This is a genomic window from Ruegeria sp. I3 (genome assembly GCF_056532525.1).
The window spans coordinates 188,705-209,022 of the sequence record NZ_JBQFNI010000006.1 but is presented as its reverse complement, the minus strand read 5'-3'; the positions used below and the strand labels follow the sequence as shown (position 1 = coordinate 209,022).

Here is a 20,318-nt window from a genome sequence, read left to right as displayed (position 1 = left end):
GCGCGCTAGTCAGTTAACCGTTTGACCATCCAGTCGTCTATCCGGCCGATCTGCTCGAGGCTGAGCCTTAGACCCAGCTTATTGCGCCGCCACACGACATCCTGAGCGGTGCGCGCGTATTCCTTGTCCATCAGCCAAACCAGTTCCGCCTCGGTCAACGTCGCGCCAAAATCGTCACCCAGATCGCTCTGATCCTTTGCCGGACCCAGAAGGTCCCAGGTCTCGGTGCCATAGGCCCGGATCAATCGACGGGCCCAAAAATCGGTCAGGAACGGGTACTCCGCTATCAGTTTCCCGATCAAATCCTGCACGCCGTCGACCGGAAAATCCCCGCCGGGCAATGGGACGCCTGCGGTCCATGGTCCGCCAAGATCTGGGAAATGTTCTCCAATCTTCTCCAGCGCGCTTTCCGCGAGGCGTCTGTAGGTGGTGATTTTACCACCAAAGACATTCAACACCGGAGCCCCGCTCTCGGCATCAACTTTCAGCGTGTAATCGCGGGTAGCCGCCGTGGCACTGCTTGCGCCGTCATCATATAGCGGACGGACGCCTGAATAGGTCCAGACAATATCTTCACGGGTAACGGGCTTCGCGAAGTAATTCGATGCGAAAGCGCACAGATACTCCTGCTCGGCCTCGGTACATACCGGAGGCTCGGAGGGGTCAGAATGATCCTGATCCGTGGTTCCGATCAAGGTAAAATCCTGCTCGTACGGGATCGCAAAGATGATGCGCCCGTCTTCGCCCTGAAAGAAATAGCACTTGTCATGGTCAAACAGCTTGGGTGTCACGATATGGCTGCCACGCACCAGACGGACGCCTTCTCGGGAATTGACCCGGATCTTGGTCTGGATGATGTCACCGACCCAAGGTCCGCCCGCATTGATCAACATCTTCGCAAGGACGGTTTCGGTCTTGCCGCTATCCCGATCCCTGATCGTGACTTGCCAAACTTGATCGACCCGCTCAGCCGAAAGAACCTCGGTCCTGACCATGATCTTGGCCCCGCGTGCCTCGGCATCGCGGGCGTTCAGGACCACCAGCCGCGAATCCTCGACCCAGCAGTCCGAGTATTCATAGGCGGTTTCAAATTTGTCTTGCAGCGGAGCCCCCTCGGGTGCCGCGCGCAGGTTCAGCGAACGTGTACCCGGCAGGATTTTGCGACCGCCCAGATTGTCATACAAAAACAGGCCAAGCCGTATTAGCCAGGCAGGACGACGCCCGCGCATCCATGGCATCACCGTACTGAGCAACCGTGAGGTCGGCGTTTCAGAGTCAAAACGCATATCGGCGTGATAGGGCAGCACGAAACGCATAGGCCAACTGATATGGGGCATAGCGCGCAGTAAGGTCTCGCGTTCGACCAGCGCTTCACGCACCAAACGGAATTCAAAAAATTCCAGGTACCGTAGCCCGCCATGAAACAGTTTGGTCGAGGCTGACGACGTCGCCGAGGCCAGATCGTTCATTTCAGCCAAGGTGACCGATAGGCCCCGACCTGCCGCATCACGTGCGATACCGCACCCATTTATACCCCCGCCGATCACAAAAAGATCGGTAACTTGGCTGCTGTCCGATGACATATCCAATTGATTCCCCAACGTGGCAGTTTCAAGCGCATTAGCAGCATGATGGTTCGTATCGTCAACTTTATTTTTCGATATTGTTCGTTTTTAGCTGAAACAACGAATATTAATAAGTGCAACTAACGAATTCCCTTGCTTAACCGCAAAATTAGAACAAAAACGAAAACACCGGAACTCAGGACCGCCCATGTCACTATCATTTCGCCAATCGGACATTCTTTTAGTCGCCGAGCAAGAGGGCCGCGTTACTGTCGAAGGACTGGCCGAGCGCTTTCAGGTGACGGTTCAAACCATTCGCCGTGACCTGACTGAACTGTCAGAAGCTGGTAAGTTGGATCGGGTTCACGGGGGTGCCGTTCTGCGTTCTGGCGTGTCTAATATTGGATACGAAGACCGGCGCGCCCTGAATCATGAAGCCAAGACACGCATCGCTGAACGCTGCGCGGCCGACATCCCCGAGGGCAGCTCGATCTTTATGAACATAGGCACCTCGACCGAGGCCGTTGCCCGCCAATTGCTGAAACACAAAAACCTAATGGTCGTGACCAACAATATGAACGTTGCCAATATCCTGGCCGATAACCCCGATTGCCAGATCGTCGTTGCAGGCGGTGTGCTGCGCAGATCAGATAGTGGGTTGGTCGGGAATCTTGCGGTCTCGACCATCCGCCAGTTCAAATTCGATCACGCGATTATCGGCTGTTCCGCATTGGATGCGGATGGGGATCTAATGGATTTCGATCTCCAAGAAGTACTGGTCAGTCAAACTATCATTGAACAAGCCCGGCAGATCAGCCTAGTAGCGGATGCTTCAAAGTTTCAGCGCACCGCGCCCGCACGCATCGCCTCATTATCCGATGTTGATATGGTTTATACCGATCTACCGCTACCCGACGACCTCCATCAGAAGTGCATAGACTGGAACACCAAAATTATTGAATGCTGATGCGTCCCTCCGATCAGCCGGAAAGTGATTGATTAGCTGGACAACAGCGCCTGAGGATGGAACAGTTTCCAACAACAGGAGGCGCGAGCATGGGACTTTTGGGGCAGCCGCTGGGCTACTATGACTATCTGACATTTGTGGCACTTATCTTGCTGCTGGCAGCGGTGATGGCGTTGTTTCTATTCATAATGGGCCTGCCCGGACGTATCGCGATCAAACGCAATCACCCCCATGCCGAAGCGGTCAAGATCATGGGATGGATGGGATTTTTGGCGATTGTCCCTTGGGTGCACGCCTTTATCTGGGCGTTTCACGACGGCGTCACCGTCGACATGCGCCGCGGCCCTGATGAAGAACGCAAGGCCATAAGGGATGAAATCAAGCGTCTGGGAGGCACCGTCAAACCGGAATACCAGGACCCACTTGATACCGACGAAACAAAGCAAGCCTAAGGCCAAAGGAATTCAGCACTCATGTTCGTCGCCCTAGGCATCACGCTTTTCTACATTATTTTTGTCTGGTTCATCTTCTTCAAGGTGCAATGGCTGAAATTCAACATCATGTGGGGGATCGTCTCATTCTGGGTCGGCGCTCATCTGCTGCTGATCTTTTTGGTCGCGCTGCGCTTCTTTCAGCCCTTTTCCGTCGACAGCCACGTCGTGCGCTCCACCATCCAGATCGTCCCGCGTCTGACTCAGCCCACAATCCTGTCCGAGGTTTTAGTCGAGCCCAACACCTGGGTCACTAAGGGCGATCCGCTGTATAAGTTCGACGACACGGTGTTTTCGCTGGCCGTGGACAAGGCGAATGCACAGCTGGTGGCGGCGCAGCAAAACGCAAAGATCCTTGAACAGGACGTTATCGCGGCGGGAGAAGCAGTCGAACGCGCGAACGCGCAGCTGGCCTATGCGCTGACCGAACAAGCGCGATACGAGAACCTCGTTCCCGCCGGGGGCGCCCGCCAGGATGAACTAGACCGCTGGAACGAACAGGTCGCGGAAGATCAGGCGAAGATTAAGGAAGCTCAGGCCAATCTTGAAAAGGCCAACCTTGCGCTGGATTCGCAGATCGACGGCGTGAATACGGGCATTATTGAGGCTGAGGCGCAGCTGGCCGAGGCCGAGTATTTTCTCGACAACACAACGATCTATGCCCCCGAAAATGGCATGATCGTTTCGCAACAGGCCCGCCCGGGGATGGTTGTGGGGGAAATTCGTCTGGGTGCCATTGCCAGCTTTGTCACCGAAGAAGACCCCTATATTCTAGCCACCTTCCGCCAGCAGAACCTGAAATTTGTCGAGGTCGGCCAACCGGTCGAAGTTGCTCTGGACCTCTATCCCGGAGAAATTCTGACCGGCAAGGTTGAGGCGGTCTGGTGGGCCACACGTCAGGGCCAATACTTGCCCTCAGGCCGCCTGCCCGGCTTTGAGCTGCCAAAACTGCCCGGTCGGATCGCTGTTCAGATCTCGGTCGATGTGCCTGAGGGGCATACTTTTCCTGCAGGTGGCCACGCTGCGGTGGCGATTTACACCGGCATGGGAAAAAGCTTTGAATTTCTGAGGCGCATCAACATTCGCCTCTATTCCTTCGCCAACTTCATCCGGCCACTGGATATCTGAGGATGCGTACGATGACACTCCGCCGGTTGTTAGGCACTGCCCTTTGCGCCGCTACCCTCACCGCCTGTACGCCGGTGGGGCCTGATTTTGTGCGCCCCAACTCTCCGGTCGTGAAGCAATGGATGGAGGTCAACAACCCCAGCGCGGGCCAGAGCGGCCTGACCTCGCGCAGCGCCCCGGTTGTGCGCTGGTGGGAAACGTTCAATGATCCGACGCTGAACAAACTGATCGCCGAAGCCTATGCGCAGAACCTGACCTTACAGGTCGCAGGTGCCCGCGTACTTCAGGCCCGCGCGCAACTTGGTATCGCATTCGGAGAGCTCTACCCGCAATCGCAGGCCGTGGGCGGTTCGCTCCAACGCCGACAGATCAGCGACAATCTTGGACCGATTTCGGACATCCGGCGGATCATTCCCTTGGACACCGAATTCTCGACTTCGCAAGTTGGGTTTGATGCGCAATGGGAACTGGACGTATGGGGCCAGCAACGTCGCGGCGTACAGGCCGCGCGATCGAACCTGGCACTGCAGGTTGCTAATTATGACGACGCACTGGTCACGCTGACCGGGGACGTAGCGGCGCTTTATATCAACATCCGTTCGTTGCAAGAGGCTCTGCGCATCGCGCGGGAAAACATCACAATTCAGCAGGCATCGGCAGACCTCACTCAGCTGCGCTTCAACAACGGCGTTACAACCGAGCTGGATGTTCAGGAATCAACTGCTCTGCTCAACAACACCAAGGCACTCGTGCCCGAATTGGAAAGCGATATTCAACAGGCCAAGAACGCGCTGGCCGTTCTATTGGGCAAAACCCCTTCCCAGATGACTGGCTTGATCGGCAATTCAGGACGTATTCCGACAGGGCGCAGCAACGTGGCCGTTGGTGTGCCTGCCGAATTGCTGCGGCGACGGCCTGACGTCCGCGCCGCCGAGTTGGCGGCAGCCACCCAATCGGCGCAGGTCGGGATCGCGTTAGCTGATCTCTATCCGCAGTTCATTCTGTCGGGCGCGATCGGTTTGCAGGCCTCGGGTGGGCGCGATCTGTTCAGCACCAACAGCGCCACAGGATTGGCTAGCGCAGGCGTTGTCTGGAATGTCCTGAATTATGGCCGCATTAAGAACAATGTCCGCGCGCAGGATGCCGCCTATCAAGCGTTGATCGCCAATTATCAGAACACTGTGCTGACCGCCTATTCCGAGGTCGAAAGCGCGATGGTTGCTTACGCACAGGCGCGCAAACAGGTCACCTTTTATCAGCGCAGCGTCGAAGCTTCGCGCAAGGCGGCTGAAATCGCGGTCGATCAGTACCGAGACGGCATCGCCAGCTATTCGCGTATCCTGAACACGCAGACCGCGCTATTACGATCGCAGGCGAACCTGATCGAGGCCCGGCAGGAGGTCTCTTCGAATCTGGTCGCGATCTACAAAGGTCTGGGTGGTGGTTGGCAGATTCGGCAGAATCAGGAATTCCTACCCGAGACGGTGCTGGCCGAGATGGCCTATCGCACCGATTGGGGTGATCTGTTGGAGAAAACGCCAACACGCGCCAGCTTGAACTAAGGCCTATTTCGTCAACCCGCGCAGGCCACCCGAGATCAGGATGTTAACTTCGTAGAGGATACGTGGCGCGGCCAACCCGCCGGGGCTGGCTAGATAGTTGGGGCTCCATTCCGGATCGAATTTCTGCTTGAAGGCGCGCAGGCCTTCGAAGTGGTAGAATTGTTCGCCATGTTCATAAACGAACCCACCGATCCGATTCCAAAGCGAGGCCAACTGCCGGTTTTCGATCCCTGAAAATGGCGCTGCGCCCAGTGAGAACCAGTGGAATCCCTGCTCGGACCCCCAGACCATCATCTCAGCAAACAGCGCATCCATGACAAAGCTGGGGCTGTCCGGTTCATAACGCATCAAATCCAGAGACAGTTCGGATTTATTTCCGCCTTGAAACAGGTTGGCGAAGGCCATGATCTTGCCCGTCTCATCCCGCAGAACCGCATGGTCGAAATAAGAAAGGTAGGCATCATCAAAGCCGCCCAAGGCAAAACCCTTTTCCTCACCTGCCTTTTGCGCCAACCAATCGTCCGAGATCTGACGAAGTTCGGGCAACACCGGTGCAAGCTGTTCCTTGGGGATAATTTCGAACTTGTACCCCTCACGCTCGGCCCTGTTCTTCGCCTGCCGGAACCGTTTGCGCGATTTTCCGTCCAGCGAAAAATTCTGCAGCGGTACGCGGGCCACTTCTCCGATCTTCAGGATCGATAGGCCGAGGTCCAGGAATGTCGGCAGATATTTGGTCGATACACTGTAAAACGCACAAAGCTTGCCTTCGCGATCGGCCATTTCTCGCAATTGCCAGATCAGTTGCTGCCCCGCTTGCTCATCACCCACAGGCTCTCCTTTGGTGATCAGCGCATTGCCAGTATCGGCATAGGCAAGGAATGCGGTTTCGTCAGGCGAGATCAGGAATTGCTTGTCACCGGTCAGCGAAATCTGGGATTCGGTGTCTTCGCTCTCCATCACGAGACGTTCGACAACTTCGGGGATTTCAGTCCTAACCGGCGCGGGGATTTCACGGCCGAACAGCGAGTTCACCGCCACGATGCCAACGATCACGGCCACCACGAGGCTGGACCGCAGGAATCGCGAGGCATCTCCACTCCAGGCAAAGTCCCACCACAGCGCGTTTTGATATTCGACATGGGAATAAGCGAACAATCCAATCCAGAAAATCACCGCCAGCAACGCGACGACGCTGACCAGCCAAGGGATATTTAGCCGAAAGATAGATGCACCGCTTACCCGGTAAAACGCACCCCGAAACATCGCCAAAAGGCCAATCGTGAACAGCAATGAAAGGGCTTCATGCGTATCAAGCCCTTTGGCGAGCGAGGCGAAGAAACCTGCCACCATCAAAAGCATGGCAACAACCCATGCCCGATAGAGCTTGCGGAATAGGCCACGTGAGACAAGTAGCAGTAGGACACCCACGGCGCTGCCTGCAAGATGAGATGCCTCGACAAATGACAAAGGCAAAACCTCTCGCAGTACGCCAAGGTTCTGCGTACTGGAAGGCAAAGCCCCTGAAACCAACAGGATAACTCCTGCCACAGCCGCGACGCCGGCAGCCACCATCGGGACAATGGGGCGAATTGCGCGATAGACCCAAGTGACCGCGCCCCCGATGCGATGGCGCTGTGTCAGCACCGACGCGACCGCGATCGACAGGCTGGCGATGGCAAACGGAAGGAACGTATAGACCAGTCGGTAGAGCAGAAGCGCAGCGATCACATCAGACCGGCCCGACGCCCCTAGACCAGCGATCAGAGTGGCTTCGAACACACCGATTCCACCCGGTGCATGGCTAAGGATACCCACCGCTATTGCGCCTATATAGACCGCGAAGAAATACGGGTAGCCAACCCCCAGATCGTCCGGCATGAGCACATACAGCGCCATTGAAGCGCCGAACAGATCGCCTACCGCCGCGATTGTCAGCAAACTGGCGAGCTTGCCGCCCGGCAGGTTGAACCCGAACCCGCCATAGGCCAATCGCCGCCCTCCGCTTGAAAGCCAGACAAACAAGACCGCAAGCCCCGCCAACATGCTCAGACCGATCACAGTCTCCGTCGTTTCACTGATCGGCAGGACCTTGGAAATGCCATCCGGGTGTATTGTAAGCAACAGGCCCAAAAGCAGGATCAGTCCCATCCAGAACGCCACCCAAGAAGTCGCGATCACCCCGGCCACGCGGCCAAGATCAAGCCCCAGAGACGCATAGATACGGTATCGGATCGCGGTGCCGGTGATATAGGAGAATCCCAGGCAGTTCGATACCGCATAGCCGCTTGCTCCGGCCATCCCTGCGACGGGCAAAGGCACTTTTCCATCGGCGACGCTCTGCACGGCAAGCACATCGTAGAACGAAAGCGACAGAAAACTGAAAGCCGTCCAGCACATCGCAAAAAACATGAATTTCCATGGTTTCGCTGCGATATCGCTTTGGATATCTGACCATTTCACATGCGCAGAGAGGTCGTGCAGAACCGCAAGCGCGATTCCTGTAATCAGCAACGGAACCGCAATCTTGACCAGCGGCTTTTCCAATAGCCCAGTTATATATTCGGCCAGGCGTACGGCGCGCGTCTCTTCCGTTGTCGGATGTGTTGTCATTCCGTTCACCCCTGCCCCGCGATCCTCAGATCAGTGTCAATTCAAAGCTTTGCACGAATTTTCCATCCGGCAAAGGGCCTTGGGCAACGCGTCACGAACGGCCCTTGCGTGTCGAAAGCAACAGATTGGTCTCAGATCGTGTGACACCCTCCATCCGACGGATCTGGAACAGGACTTCATCAAGCTCATCCAGTGTATCGGTTCCGATCTCTGCGATCAGATCCCAACTTCCATTGGTTGAGTGCACCGCCCGAACCTGACGCATCGCAGCGATCCGCGATCTGATCCGCTCGGTCCCGCGGCCTGCGATCTCAAGCATCATCAATCCACGAACAGGGCTTTCCGACACGCCCTGCCGTGTCACAACGGTAAAGCCGACGATTTCGCCAGACTGCTGAAGCCGCTTTAGTCGGCTGCGCACGGTTGTTCGGGTCACTCCGAGCAGTTCAGCTAGTTCCGACAACGATGCCCGAGCGTCCCTGTGCAGTGCGTTCAATAAGCGATTGTCCAGTTCGTCCATGCGTGATTACCAAATCGGAATTAGCCAATTCACTTTGACCAATTTGATCTCTTTTCTCAACTCATATCGTATCGATAGATAGACTTATGAGCAAAATGAACATCATTCTCGCCGGAGCGCCGATGGATGCCGGCAAACACCGCCAAGGCTGTCGGATGGGTCCAGATGCCTATCGGGTCGCGGGTCTCGCCCAAGCGCTGTCAGATCTCGGGCATTCTGTGTCGGACATCGGTGACACGCGACCAGATGCCGTCGACATTTCGGAAGACACCCATCTGTTCTCTTTACCGGAATGCGTGGGCTGGACACAGGCGCTAAGCCGCACGGCTCAGGAAGCCGCGCTTGAAGGCCTTCCCATTTTCATGGGCGGTGATCACGCCCTGTCGATGGGCACAGTGGCAGGAATGGCGGCACATGCGGACCGTATCGGGCGCCCTCTGTTCGTGCTCTGGTTAGATGCACATAGTGATTTCCATACACCCAGCAGTACGGCCAGCGGTAATTTGCATGGAACGCCGGTCGCTTATTTCACTGGCCAGTCAGGCTTTGACGCCTTTCCACCGCTGATATCGCCGATCCCAACGGATCGCGTCGGTATGATTGGTTTGCGCTCGGTCGATCCCGCCGAACGTGCGGCATTGGAAAAAGATCACGCGATGCTCGCCGATATGCGCAGCATCGACGAGCATGGTATCAAGACACCCCTACTGGCCTTCCTTGACAAAGTGCGCGCAGCAAACGGCATCCTGCATGTCTCGCTGGATGTAGATTTCCTTGACCCGTCGATCGCACCAGCCGTCGGCACCACTGTCCCCGGCGGTGCCACCGAACGTGAGGCCCATCTGGTCATGGAATTGCTGCATGAAAGCGGCCTTGTCTGTTCGCTGGATCTAGTTGAACTGAACCCATTCCTGGATGAGCGCGGCCGAACCGCAAAACTGATGGTCGATCTTGCAGCCTCGCTGATGGGTCGTCGCATCTTCGATCGCCCAACCCGGAGCTTCTGATGATTTCTCTTCAATCTCCTTCTGCTGTCGTGATGGTGCGCCCGCACGCATTTGCGTCGAATCCTGAAACCCGCGACGACAATGCATTTCAAACACTGGCAAATCGATCTGCTGCAGCGACGTCTGCTGCCGCGCGGAATGAGCATGACAAAGCAGTGGAACAGCTTCGCACTGCTGGTGTGACCGTTCATGTGTTTGACGACGAAGGCGAGCGCGACACACCCGACAGCGTGTTCCCAAACAACTGGTTTTCGACCCATCCGGGCGGTCATGTCGCCGTATATCCGATGTTCGTACCTTCGCGTCGACGCGAAAGACGCTCAGATGTAATCGAGTTGCTGAAGCGGGAATATCGAGTGCAGGACGTCATCGATTATTCCGGCCTCGAACAAGACGACCTCGCGCTTGAGGGAACAGGGGCAATGGTTCTGGATCACGTCGGCCGTATTGCCTACACCGTTCGATCCAACCGCGCTGATCCGGTATTGTTGGAGCGTTTCTGTACGCATTTCAACTATGAGCCGATTGCCTTTGATGCAAAGGATGCCGAAGGACGCGATGTCTATCACACCAATGTTCTGATGGGGATCGGGACGCACTACGCGCTGATTTGTTTGGCCATGATTTCCGACCCGGAACGCCGCGCAACAGTTCGGGCACGACTGGAAGAATCTGGGCGGACTGTCATCGATCTGTCCCATGAGCAGATTGCAGATTTTGCAGGAAACGCGATTGAGCTTAGTGGCAATGATGGTCTTGTCCTGGCGTTGTCCAGCCGAGCGCTACAGGCTCTTACACCTGCTCAAGTCGCGATCATCGAAGCCAGTGCAACTCCGCTGCCGCTCTCGGTTCCCACAATTGAAACAGCCGGTGGATCCGTACGTTGTATGATCGCTGGTATCCATCTTTCCCGCCGATAGGAGTCTTTGATGCAACCTTCTGATAAGGCCCTCGTGCCGTTTGTATCCGTCGACAACATGATGCGTCTGGTCCACCACATCGGGGTCGAACAGATGATCACGCAGATTGCCGCGCAGATCGAATCCGATTTTAAACGCTGGGAGAGCTTTGACAAAACGCCCCGCATCCCGGCCCACTCACCACATGGGGTGATCGAATTGATGCCAACCTCGGATGGTGAGGCATACGGGTTCAAATACGTCAATGGGCATCCCAAGAACACGTCTGAGGGCCTGCAGACCGTGACCGCGTTTGGCCTGCTGGCTGATGTCTATACCGGTTACCCGACATTGTTGACCGAAATGACGATGTTGACTGCTTTGCGGACAGCGGCAACCTCTGCGCTGGTCGGCAAATACCTCGCGCCCAAATCCGCGACGACGATGGCGATGATTGGAAACGGCGCGCAATCCGAGTTCCAGTGCCTCGCCTTCAAAGCCATGTGCGGCATCGATACGGTCCGGCTCTACGACACAGACCCGAACGCGACGGCGAAATGTGCAGCCAATCTGCAGGGCAAAGGGCTGACGGTCGTGCCCTGCAAAACGCCGGAGGACGCAATCGAAGGCGCTCAGATCATAACGACCTGCACCGCTGACAAGAAATACGCCACCATCCTGACCGACAACATGGTCGGCCCCGGTGTGCACATCAACGCCATTGGCGGTGATTGCCCCGGCAAAACCGAACTGCACCGCGATATCCTTCTGCGCTCGAATATCTTTGTAGAATACCCCGAGCAAACGCGGATCGAAGGTGAAATTCAAGCTCTGGAGAATGATCACCCTGTCACCGAGATGTGGGAAGTTATGACCGGTCAAGCCACAGGGCGCACCGATGATCGACAGATCACGTTGTTCGACAGTGTCGGCTTCGCGATCGAGGACTTCTCGGCACTACGTTACATCAAAAGCGCGATTGAAGGCACTGATTTCTATGAGGCATTGGATATGCTGGCAGACCCTGACGACCCGCGGGATCTGTTCGGGATGTTGATGCGGGCAGGATAAAGAACCCGCACTTCTAAAACTGTGCCCCGGCCTTTGGCCGGGGCTTTTTCTTATCCCGCAAGCGATGGCAGGTAGAGAACAATCCCTGGAAAGGCCACCAGCAGTGCGATGGTAAGTGCATCGGCAATGAAGAACGGCGTTACACCCTTGAAGACATCCTGAACACTAAGATCGGGCCTCACGCCTGCGACAACAAAACAGTTTAGACCAATAGGAGGTGTGATCAGGCAGAACTCGGCCATTTTGACCACCAAGATACCAAACCAGATCGCACACATCGGCCCGGACATACCAAAGGCGCTGTCTGTTGCGCTGACGGCCTCGCCTCCGTTCAGGGCCATAACGGCGGGATACACAACCGGAAGTGTCAAGAGCAGCATACCGATCGCATCCATGAACATGCCCAGCACGGCATAGGCCAGCAGGATGCAAATGAGGATCAACATAGGCGACATTTCGAGCGAAGTGATCCAGTCGGAAAACGCCCCCGGCAGATCTGCGAAACCAAGAAAGCGCACGTAGATCAAAACACCCCAAATAATCGCGAAAATCATGGCGGTCAGTTTGGCGGTTTCAAGCAAGGCCGATTTGAATTCAGGCCAGCGCATGCCGTGGATCAGGGCAAAGCAGAACACGATGAAGGCCCCGATGGCCCCGCCCTCGGTCGGGGTGCCCCAAGCCTTGTCGCCGAAGGGGTTATAGACAAAGCAGATGATGATGAGGATCACCGCCACAATGGGCAGTGCGCCCGGAAGTGCAGCAAATCGTTGTTTCCAGGTAAACCCGGTGACCGGCGGTCCGACGGACTTGAAGATCACGGCGATACCGACGATCAGCAAGCCATAGATCACCGCCGAAAACGCACCGGGGATGAAGCCTGCGAGCAGCAGTTTTCCCACATCCTGCTCGACAATGATGGCGTAAATCACAAGGATCGCAGATGGGGGGATTAGCGAGGCCAAGGTCCCGCCAGCGGCAACCACACCGGCGGCGAAACGTTTATTATACCCGACGGCCAGCATTTCAGGGATGGCGATGCGCGCAAAGACGGCTGATGTGGCGACCGATGCACCTGATACGGCGGCGAAACCGGCGGTCGCAAAAATCGTTGAAACGGCCAACCCGCCAGGCACCCATGCCACCCAGCGTTTTGCCGCCTCAAACAAGGCGCGGGTCAGGCCAGCGTAGTAGGCTAGATAGCCGATCAGGATGAATGTTGGGATCAGGCTCAGCGTATGAGACGCCACCTTGGAATGTGGCACCTGGCCAGCCGTTTTGACGGCCACCGTCAGTGCCTTACCAAACCGCTCGGGATCATACCCAAACTTTGCCCAGAATATCCAAACAAGGCCAACCAACCCTGCCAGACCTGCAGCAAATGCCACCCGCATGCCAGTGACGACAAGAACCAACAGTCCGGCAGTGACCCAAAGGCCGATATCAATCGTGTCCATGGATCAGTTACGTCCTTCGAATTGTTCGGCCTCGGCTGCAGCCTGTGCGGCGGCATCCTGTATCAGCGGTACGGCCACCGGGGTCTCGAGCCCCAGTATGAAGGCGCGTCCATAGCCCCAGACCTGCAAGATTAACCGGGCGCACAGCACCGAAAAAGCAACGGGTGCCAGTAGCTTGGCTGGCCAAATAGGAATCCCGATATCAATCGAGCTGTCGCGACTCCACATCGGAGCGCCGAAGTCAAAGGACCGGTCAAAGTGGGACCAACTACCCCAAACCAGCGCCAGCATCAGCAGCAGTATCAACAGAACCGAGATCAGCTCGAACAACCACAGCGCCCGCCCTTTCAGACGCGAGATAACGATATCCATTCGGATGTGCCCGCCATCGCGCTGCACAAACGATATACCCAGAAACGCGATCAGGGGCATCGCCTGTTCAATCCAGTCAACATATCCGGGCAAAGGCGCGTTTAATGCGTTTCGGCCGCTGACTGACACAACAGCCAGCACCATCAGCCCGAAAACCGCGAAGCCGCTGATCAGCGCCATAAAACGCTCTAGACGTAACAAACGGTGATCCAACCGACTTAGAAGACTGCCATCCTCAAGCACCGTGGCATGTCCTGCCATCTCAGCATTCCTTTGATTGAAGGAGATGCCGGGTGCCTAATGACACCCGGCTGTGGCGATCAGTTACCGCCGCGCTGCTGTTGCAGTGTCGATTGCACAAGATCATAAAGATCCTGCGCAGGTAGCCCCTGAGCGGTCATGTCTTCGATCCACTTCGCGCGAATCGGATCAGCGGCTTTGGCGCGAAACTCCTCAAGCACGGCATCGTCAATCTCGACCTTTTCAACGCCTTTCTCTGCCAGCACGCCATCCCACTTTTCAAGCAGTCCACCGTAGTTGGCCAGATAGTGATCGATAGCCTCATTAATCGAGCTGTCCAGCGCTTCGCGATGTTCGGCTGGCAGCGCTTCATAAGCGTCGATATTCACCACCACCGGACAGTTTACCGTTCCAGGATTCAGATTGGCCGTCCACCAGTCAGCTTCGTTGATCGTCCCGAATGACAAATGCGCATGCTGAGCGAAGGCCACGGTATCAACCACGCCAGATTCCATCGCATTATAGGCTTCGGTCGCGGGCACGGACGTAGGTACGCCACCAACCGCCTCAAATGCTTGCCCCAAACCGCCAGTGGCGCGTACGCGCATACCGTCGAACTCGGCAAGCTCATCACGAGGGTCACCGGTGCCGACAAGGTTATATTGAGGCATCGGTGAAGTCATGATGATGCGCGCGTTCCACTGCGCCATCTCGTCCTTGACTGCTGGATGATCATAGACTGCGTGGCTGACGGCCACCTCTTCATCCAATGTGTTTACGCCAAGGAAGGGCAGTTCCAAAACGGTGATCGCGCGGTTCTTATCGCGGTGATAGCCCGCACAGAACTGCGCCATCTCGAACGCGCCAATCTCGATACCATCCAGGTTTTCCTTGGGCTTCGATAATCCGCCATAGCTAACATTGATGGTGAAATCGCCGCCGGTTTTTTCGTTCACCAGTTCAGCCAGTTTCTCAACATGCTCGGTAAATGCGCGGCGCTTACCCCAGACCGAGGCATTCCATTCGGTCGCGGCTGCTTCGGTGACAAACGTCACACTCAGGGCGGCAAAAGCCGCACCGCTCAACATCTTTTTCATAGTGGTATCTCCCTTAGTTGCGCCCCCTATCGGGATGCTTGATTGTGAAGCTAGCGCCAAGTCTAGAAGCTGCCAACCCCTGCGAGAAGAAGTGGTGTTATCGCCACCAGACTTCGAGATTAAAGTGAAGCTGTCGGCCAAAGCCCCAGACACATGCCAATGAGCGCTGATGTCATTACAGCTATCTTACTGTTTTAAAATATATTTTATGAATAATTTCAGAGTTGTTTACAATATTAGTGCCGGAAATGAAATTTCTTTACAAAGAAATCCAAGGATTATGGCAATTTATTTATTTCTTTTCTGATCCCCGTATTATTCAACTTGGGGAGGAACCGGATCGACATTGCCTGATCGGCTGGCAAAATCGATCCCATGTAATCCAGTCCAGAGGGAGGAGCCTCAAAGATGACTACCGCTGCCCAGGCAGATGCCAAGACATATCCGCCATCCGCAGAAACTGTCGCCCGTGCGCATGTCGACGCCGACAAATACGCAGATATGTACGCTGCGTCGATCAACAACCCCGAAGCATTCTGGGATGAGCAAGGCAAGCGCGTTGACTGGATCAAGCCTTATACTCAGGTCAAAGACGTCAGCTATGATTTTGGTTCGGTTGGTATCAACTGGTATGCGGACGGCACGCTAAACGTCTCGGCCAACTGTCTTGACCGTCATTTGAATACGCGCGGCGATCAGACCGCGATCATCTGGGAACCGGATGATCCAAACGACGAAGCTCAGCACATTACCTACGCCGAATTGCACCGTCGCACCTGTCGCATGGCCAATATTCTCGAGTCGATGGGTGTGCGCAAAGGTGACCGCGTTGTAATCTATCTGCCGATGATCCCAGAAGCAGCCTATGCGATGCTGGCTTGTGCACGGATCGGAGCAATCCATTCGATTGTATTTGCTGGGTTTTCACCCGATGCGTTGGCAGCCCGAGTCAACGGATGTGATGCCAAGGTCGTCATCACTGCCGATGAGGCACCACGTGGTGGCCGCAAGACTCCGCTGAAGTCCAACGCAGACGCGGCCCTGCTGCACTGCAAAGACAGCGTGAAATGTCTGGTGGTCAAACGCACCGGTGGGCAGACCACTTGGATTGATGGCCGCGACTATGATTACAACGAAATGGCGCTTGAAGCGGATGACTATTGCGCACCCGCCGAGATGAATGCCGAAGATCCGCTGTTCATTCTCTATACTTCCGGTTCGACCGGTCAGCCCAAAGGTGTCGTCCATACGACCGGCGGTTATCTGGTCTATGCCGCGATGACACATGAGATCACATTCGACTACCATGAAGGCGACGTTTACTGGTGCACCGCCGATGTCGGCTGGGTCACCGGCCACAGCTATATCGTCTACGGTCCACTGGCCAACGGCGCGACCACACTGATGTTCGAAGGCGTGCCGACCTATCCGGATGCATCACGCTTCTGGCAGGTGTGCGAAAAGCACAAGGTGAACCAGTTCTACACCGCTCCGACGGCAATTCGCGCTCTGATGGGTCAGGGTACCGAGTTCGTCGAGAAATGCGACCTGAGCGATCTCCGGACGCTGGGCACAGTCGGCGAGCCGATCAACCCGGAAGCCTGGAACTGGTACAATGAAGTAGTTGGTAAAGGCAAATGCCCGATTGTTGACACCTGGTGGCAGACCGAAACCGGCGGTCACCTGATGACCCCCCTGCCTGGTGCGCATGCGATGAAGCCCGGCTCGGCGATGAAACCGTTCTTCGGCATCCAGCCGGTGGTTCTGGACCCGCAATCCGGTGTTGAGATCGAGGGAAATGGCGTTGAGGGTGTTCTGTGCATCAAAGACAGCTGGCCCGGTCAGATGCGCACCGTTTGGGGCGATCATGAGCGGTTCGAGAAGACCTATTTCTCGGACTACAAAGGCTACTACTTCACCGGCGATGGCTGCCGTCGCGATGAGGATGGCGATTACTGGATCACTGGCCGCGTCGATGATGTAATCAACGTCTCCGGCCACCGGATGGGCACGGCCGAGGTGGAAAGCGCGCTGGTCGCCCATGCCGCCGTCGCCGAGGCCGCTGTGGTTGGTTACCCCCATGAAATCAAAGGGCAAGGCATCTATTGCTATGTCACTTTGATGAATGATCGCGAACCTTCGGATGAGCTGCTAAAGGAACTGCGCACCTGGGTCCGGACCGAGATCGGACCGATTGCCTCGCCTGATGTGATCCAGTGGGCCCCCGGCTTGCCCAAGACTCGCTCGGGCAAGATCATGCGCCGAATTCTGCGCAAGATTGCCGAGAACGACTTTGGTTCGCTTGGCGATACGTCGACCCTGGCCGATCCGTCAGTGGTCGAAGACCTGATCGAAAACCGGGCAAACAAGTGAGGATGTGATGGACGCTGCCACGACCATATCCCCCGCTGTTCTGATCCTTCTCGGCCCTCCGGGCGCCGGGAAGGGTACGCAGGCTCGTATGCTTGAAGAGAAGTTCGGGCTTGTACAACTCAGCACCGGTGATCTGCTGCGTGACGCGGTCGCCGCAGGTACCGAGGCTGGTAATGCTGCCAAAGCGGTTATGGAGGCAGGCGATCTTGTCAGCGACGGCATCGTCATCGCGATCCTGCGCGACCGCATGGCGGAACCGGACTGCGCCAAGGGCGTCATACTGGATGGTTTCCCCCGGACCACAGTCCAGGCCGAGGCTCTTGATGGTCTGCTCGCGTCTTCAGATCAGAAGATCAACGCGGCCATCAGCCTTGAAGTTGAAGACGCCGAGATGGTGACGCGGATTTCGGGTCGTTACACCTGCGCCGGATGCGGTGAGGGCTATCACGACACGTACAAGCAGCCCATCGAAAACGGCAAATGCGACAAGTGCGGTCACACAGAATTCAAACGCCGCGCCGACGACAATGCCGAAACGGTCGCGTCGCGTCTGGCGGCCTATCACGCGCAGACCGCACCGCTGATTGACTACTATCAAGCCCAGGGCGTGCTGAAAGGCATCGATGCCATGGGTCAGATCGACGACATCGCGCAAGACCTTCAAGGGATTGTCGGCGAGGTCATGAAATAAGGGGAGGAGATAAGCCCTAGGGCTTTGATCCTAAAACAGAATACTTCAATGGACCCGCCTTGGCGGACCAGAGGAGTTATGCCTGACGTCACGGGGCGTTTGGCACAACCGAGAAGCGGCCCACCGCACTGGAGGAGTTGGGCAATGGGCCGCCAATGAGGGAAGCGAAGGAGGAACCCGCGATGGCGGATCATTCAACAAACTCCGCGCAGACTGCCGAAGCCGACAAGGGCTATTGGCAGGCCAACCTGCGCCTCATCTACATCAGCCTCGCGATTTGGGCGCTGGTGTCGTTTGGATTCGGCATTCTGCTGCGTCCGTTGCTATCGGGCATCGCCGTTGGCGGTACAGATCTGGGCTTTTGGTTCGCTCAGCAAGGATCGATCCTGGTCTTTCTGGTGCTGATCTTCAACTACGCCTGGCGCATGAACAAGCTCGACGCTGAGCACGGCGTGGACGAGGAGTAATCGGCATGGATCAGTTTACCATCAACCTGCTGTTTGTGGGCGCGTCTTTTGCGCTTTACATCGGCATCGCGATCTGGGCCCGTGCGGGTTCCACATCGGAATTCTATGCCGCCGGTCGCGGCGTTCACCCGGTCACCAACGGTATGGCGACAGCGGCGGACTGGATGTCTGCGGCCTCGTTCATCTCGATGGCGGGCCTGATTGCCTTTACCGGCTACGACAACTCGACCTTCCTGATGGGTTGGACCGGTGGCTACGTGCTGCTGGCCCTGCTGCTTGCGCCCTACTTGCGTAAGTTCGGCAAGTTCACCGTGTCGGAATTCATCGGCGATCGTTTCTACAGCCAGACCGCACGTATCGTTGCGGTGATCTGTCTGATCGTTGCGTCGGTGACCTACGTGATCGGTCAGATGACCGGTGTTGGCGTGGCCTTTGGTCGCTTCCTCGAAGTGTCCAACACTACAGGTCTGCTGATCGGCGCCGGCGTTGTGTTTGCCTACGCAGTGTTTGGTGGGATGAAGGGCGTGACCTACACTCAGGTCGCTCAGTACTGCGTGCTGATCACCGCCTATACCATCCCGGCCATCTTCATCTCGCTGCAGCTGACCGGCACGCCTGTTCCGGCACTGGGTCTGTTTGGTGACACCGCCAGCGGTGAACCCCTGCTGACTAAGCTGGACGCCATCGTGACCGAGTTGGGCTTCAACGACTACACGGCCCACCACTCGAATACGCTTAACATGGTGCTGTTCACCCTGTCGCTGATGATCGGTACTGCGGGTCTGCCGCACGTCATCATGCGCTTCTTCACCGTTCCCAAAGTGTCTGACGCACGTTGGTCGGCAGGCTGGGCGCTGGTCTTCATCGCTCTGCTGTACCTGACGGCTCCTGCTGTTGGTGCAATGGCGCGCCTGAACATCACCGACATGATGTGGCCCAATGGTGGCATCGAAGGTGGCGCTGTTTCGGTTGAGGAAATCGACAATGATCCGCGTTACGACTGGATGGCCACTTGGCAGAAAACCGGTCTGCTGGATTGGGAAGACAAGAACGGCGACGGCAAGATCCAGTACTACAACGACAAATCCGAGGCGATGACTGCAATCGCCGAAGAAAAAGGCTGGGTCGGTAACGAGCTGACCAAGTTCAACCGCGACATCCTGGTTCTGGCCAATCCTGAGATTGCCAACTTGCCAGGTTGGGTGATTGGTCTGGTCGCTGCTGGTGGTCTTGCGGCTGCTCTGTCAACCGCTGCGGGCCTGCTGCTGGCGATCTCGTCGGCTGTGTCCCATGACCTTGTCAAAGGTGCAATCAACCCGTCGATCTCTGAAAAGGGTGAACTTCTGGCGGCACGGATTGCAATGGCTGTAGCCATCGTTGTTGCAACCTACCTGGGTCTCAACCCTCCGGGCTTTGCGGCACAAACCGTGGCCTTGGCCTTCGGTCTGGCGGCTGCCTCGATCTTCCCGGCGCTGATGATGGGGATCTTCTCGACCCGCATCAACAACACCGGCGCGGTTGCAGGTATGCTGGCTGGTCTGACCGTAACCCTGGTCTACATCTTCCTGCATAAGGGCTGGCTGTTCATTCCGGGCACCAACTCGTTCACCGATGCTGATCCGCTTCTGGGTCCGATCAAGTCGACCTCGTTCGGCGCCATCGGTGCGATGATCAACTTCGGCGTCGCCTACGTCGTTGCCGGTATGACCAAAGAGACTCCGCAGGAGATCAAAGATATGGTCGAAAGCATTCGCATTCCCCGTGGTGCGGGCGCAGCTCAGGATCACTGAGTGTGATGCGGTCG

At 56.5% G+C, this 20,318-nt stretch carries 17 protein-coding genes; 11 read left to right on the top strand and 6 right to left on the bottom strand.

Translation table 11 applies throughout. The features are described from left to right. Window positions 1-5: 5 nt before the first annotated feature. The gene (glpD, locus tag ACR0L9_RS16595) at window positions 6-1,583 is read right to left on the bottom strand and encodes a glycerol-3-phosphate dehydrogenase (protein ID WP_480896151.1); all 1,578 of its coding nucleotides are present in this window, start codon (window positions 1,581-1,583) and stop codon (window positions 6-8) included. Window positions 1,584-1,773: 190 nt separating this feature from the next. On the opposite strand from glpD, the gene ACR0L9_RS16590 reads away from it, so the two are divergent. The 4 genes from ACR0L9_RS16590 to ACR0L9_RS16575 all read left to right on the top strand — a co-directional run bounded on the left by ACR0L9_RS16590 (window position 1,774) and on the right by ACR0L9_RS16575 (window position 5,713). Continuing rightward, window positions 1,774-2,532 carry a DeoR/GlpR family DNA-binding transcription regulator gene (locus tag ACR0L9_RS16590; protein ID WP_480590676.1) on the top strand — a complete coding sequence of 253 codons (759 nt, stop codon included), beginning with the start codon at window positions 1,774-1,776 and terminating at the stop codon, window positions 2,530-2,532. An 89-nt stretch (window positions 2,533-2,621) separates the two neighbouring features. Then, window positions 2,622-2,984: a DUF3302 domain-containing protein gene (locus tag ACR0L9_RS16585; RefSeq protein WP_170393336.1), complete on the top strand. Its 363-nt coding sequence runs from the start codon at window positions 2,622-2,624 to the stop codon at window positions 2,982-2,984. 21 nt (window positions 2,985-3,005) lie between these two features. Next, on the top strand, window positions 3,006-4,151 hold the full coding sequence (locus ACR0L9_RS16580; RefSeq protein WP_170393337.1) for an HlyD family secretion protein: 1,146 nt from the start codon (window positions 3,006-3,008) through the stop codon (window positions 4,149-4,151). Window positions 4,152-4,162: 11 nt separating this feature from the next. Further along, entirely contained in the window at window positions 4,163-5,713 is a 1,551-nt protein-coding gene (locus ACR0L9_RS16575) for an efflux transporter outer membrane subunit (RefSeq protein ID WP_480459381.1), read from the top strand. A gap of 3 nt (window positions 5,714-5,716) precedes the next feature. On the opposite strand, the gene mprF is transcribed toward ACR0L9_RS16575, so the two are convergent. Further along, a complete protein-coding gene (gene mprF / locus ACR0L9_RS16570; protein ID WP_480896149.1) occupies window positions 5,717-8,323 on the bottom strand; it encodes a bifunctional lysylphosphatidylglycerol flippase/synthetase MprF in 2,607 nt (868 codons plus the stop codon). A 91-nt stretch (window positions 8,324-8,414) separates the two neighbouring features. Next, window positions 8,415-8,843: an Lrp/AsnC family transcriptional regulator gene (locus tag ACR0L9_RS16565; protein WP_170393340.1), complete on the bottom strand. Its 429-nt coding sequence runs from the start codon at window positions 8,841-8,843 to the stop codon at window positions 8,415-8,417. 86 nt (window positions 8,844-8,929) lie between these two features. Between ACR0L9_RS16565 and rocF the strand changes: the two genes are divergently transcribed. The 3 genes from rocF to ACR0L9_RS16550 are packed head-to-tail and all read left to right on the top strand — an operon-like array spanning window position 8,930 to window position 11,820. After that, entirely contained in the window at window positions 8,930-9,850 is a 921-nt protein-coding gene (gene rocF, locus ACR0L9_RS16560) for an arginase (protein ID WP_170510828.1), read from the top strand. After that, window positions 9,850-10,770, top strand: a complete 921-nt coding sequence (ctlX, locus tag ACR0L9_RS16555; RefSeq protein ID WP_480896147.1) for a citrulline utilization hydrolase CtlX — start codon at window positions 9,850-9,852, stop codon at window positions 10,768-10,770. Before rocF ends, ctlX begins: the two co-directional genes overlap by 1 nt. 6 nt (window positions 10,771-10,776) lie before the next feature. Then, window positions 10,777-11,820: an ornithine cyclodeaminase gene (locus ACR0L9_RS16550; RefSeq protein ID WP_304621968.1), complete on the top strand. Its 1,044-nt coding sequence runs from the start codon at window positions 10,777-10,779 to the stop codon at window positions 11,818-11,820. Between the two features lie 50 nt (window positions 11,821-11,870). Here the strand turns inward: ACR0L9_RS16550 and ACR0L9_RS16545 are convergent, their stop codons facing one another. The 3 genes from ACR0L9_RS16545 to ACR0L9_RS16535 are packed head-to-tail and all read right to left on the bottom strand — an operon-like array spanning window position 11,871 to window position 14,983. Continuing rightward, complete coding sequence (locus ACR0L9_RS16545) at window positions 11,871-13,274, bottom strand: TRAP transporter large permease (RefSeq protein ID WP_480896146.1); 1,404 nt, start codon at window positions 13,272-13,274, stop codon at window positions 11,871-11,873. Between the two features lie 3 nt (window positions 13,275-13,277). Continuing rightward, a complete protein-coding gene (locus ACR0L9_RS16540; RefSeq protein WP_170595881.1) occupies window positions 13,278-13,907 on the bottom strand; it encodes a TRAP transporter small permease in 630 nt (209 codons plus the stop codon). Window positions 13,908-13,966: 59 nt separating this feature from the next. After that, window positions 13,967-14,983 carry a C4-dicarboxylate TRAP transporter substrate-binding protein gene (locus ACR0L9_RS16535; RefSeq protein WP_480896145.1) on the bottom strand — a complete coding sequence of 339 codons (1,017 nt, stop codon included), beginning with the start codon at window positions 14,981-14,983 and terminating at the stop codon, window positions 13,967-13,969. Window positions 14,984-15,391: 408 nt separating this feature from the next. On the opposite strand from ACR0L9_RS16535, the gene acs reads away from it, so the two are divergent. The 4 genes from acs to ACR0L9_RS16515 all read left to right on the top strand — a co-directional run bounded on the left by acs (window position 15,392) and on the right by ACR0L9_RS16515 (window position 20,304). Continuing rightward, entirely contained in the window at window positions 15,392-17,356 is a 1,965-nt protein-coding gene (gene acs, locus ACR0L9_RS16530) for an acetate--CoA ligase (protein WP_170405196.1), read from the top strand. 7 nt (window positions 17,357-17,363) lie between these two features. Further along, window positions 17,364-18,047 carry an adenylate kinase gene (locus ACR0L9_RS16525; protein WP_170610249.1) on the top strand — a complete coding sequence of 228 codons (684 nt, stop codon included), beginning with the start codon at window positions 17,364-17,366 and terminating at the stop codon, window positions 18,045-18,047. A gap of 182 nt (window positions 18,048-18,229) precedes the next feature. Continuing rightward, window positions 18,230-18,514: a DUF4212 domain-containing protein gene (locus ACR0L9_RS16520; protein WP_010439512.1), complete on the top strand. Its 285-nt coding sequence runs from the start codon at window positions 18,230-18,232 to the stop codon at window positions 18,512-18,514. 5 nt (window positions 18,515-18,519) lie between these two features. Beyond that, window positions 18,520-20,304, top strand: coding sequence for a sodium:solute symporter family protein (locus ACR0L9_RS16515; protein WP_170393349.1), 1,785 nt, complete (start codon window positions 18,520-18,522; stop codon window positions 20,302-20,304). Window positions 20,305-20,318 lie beyond the last annotated feature (14 nt).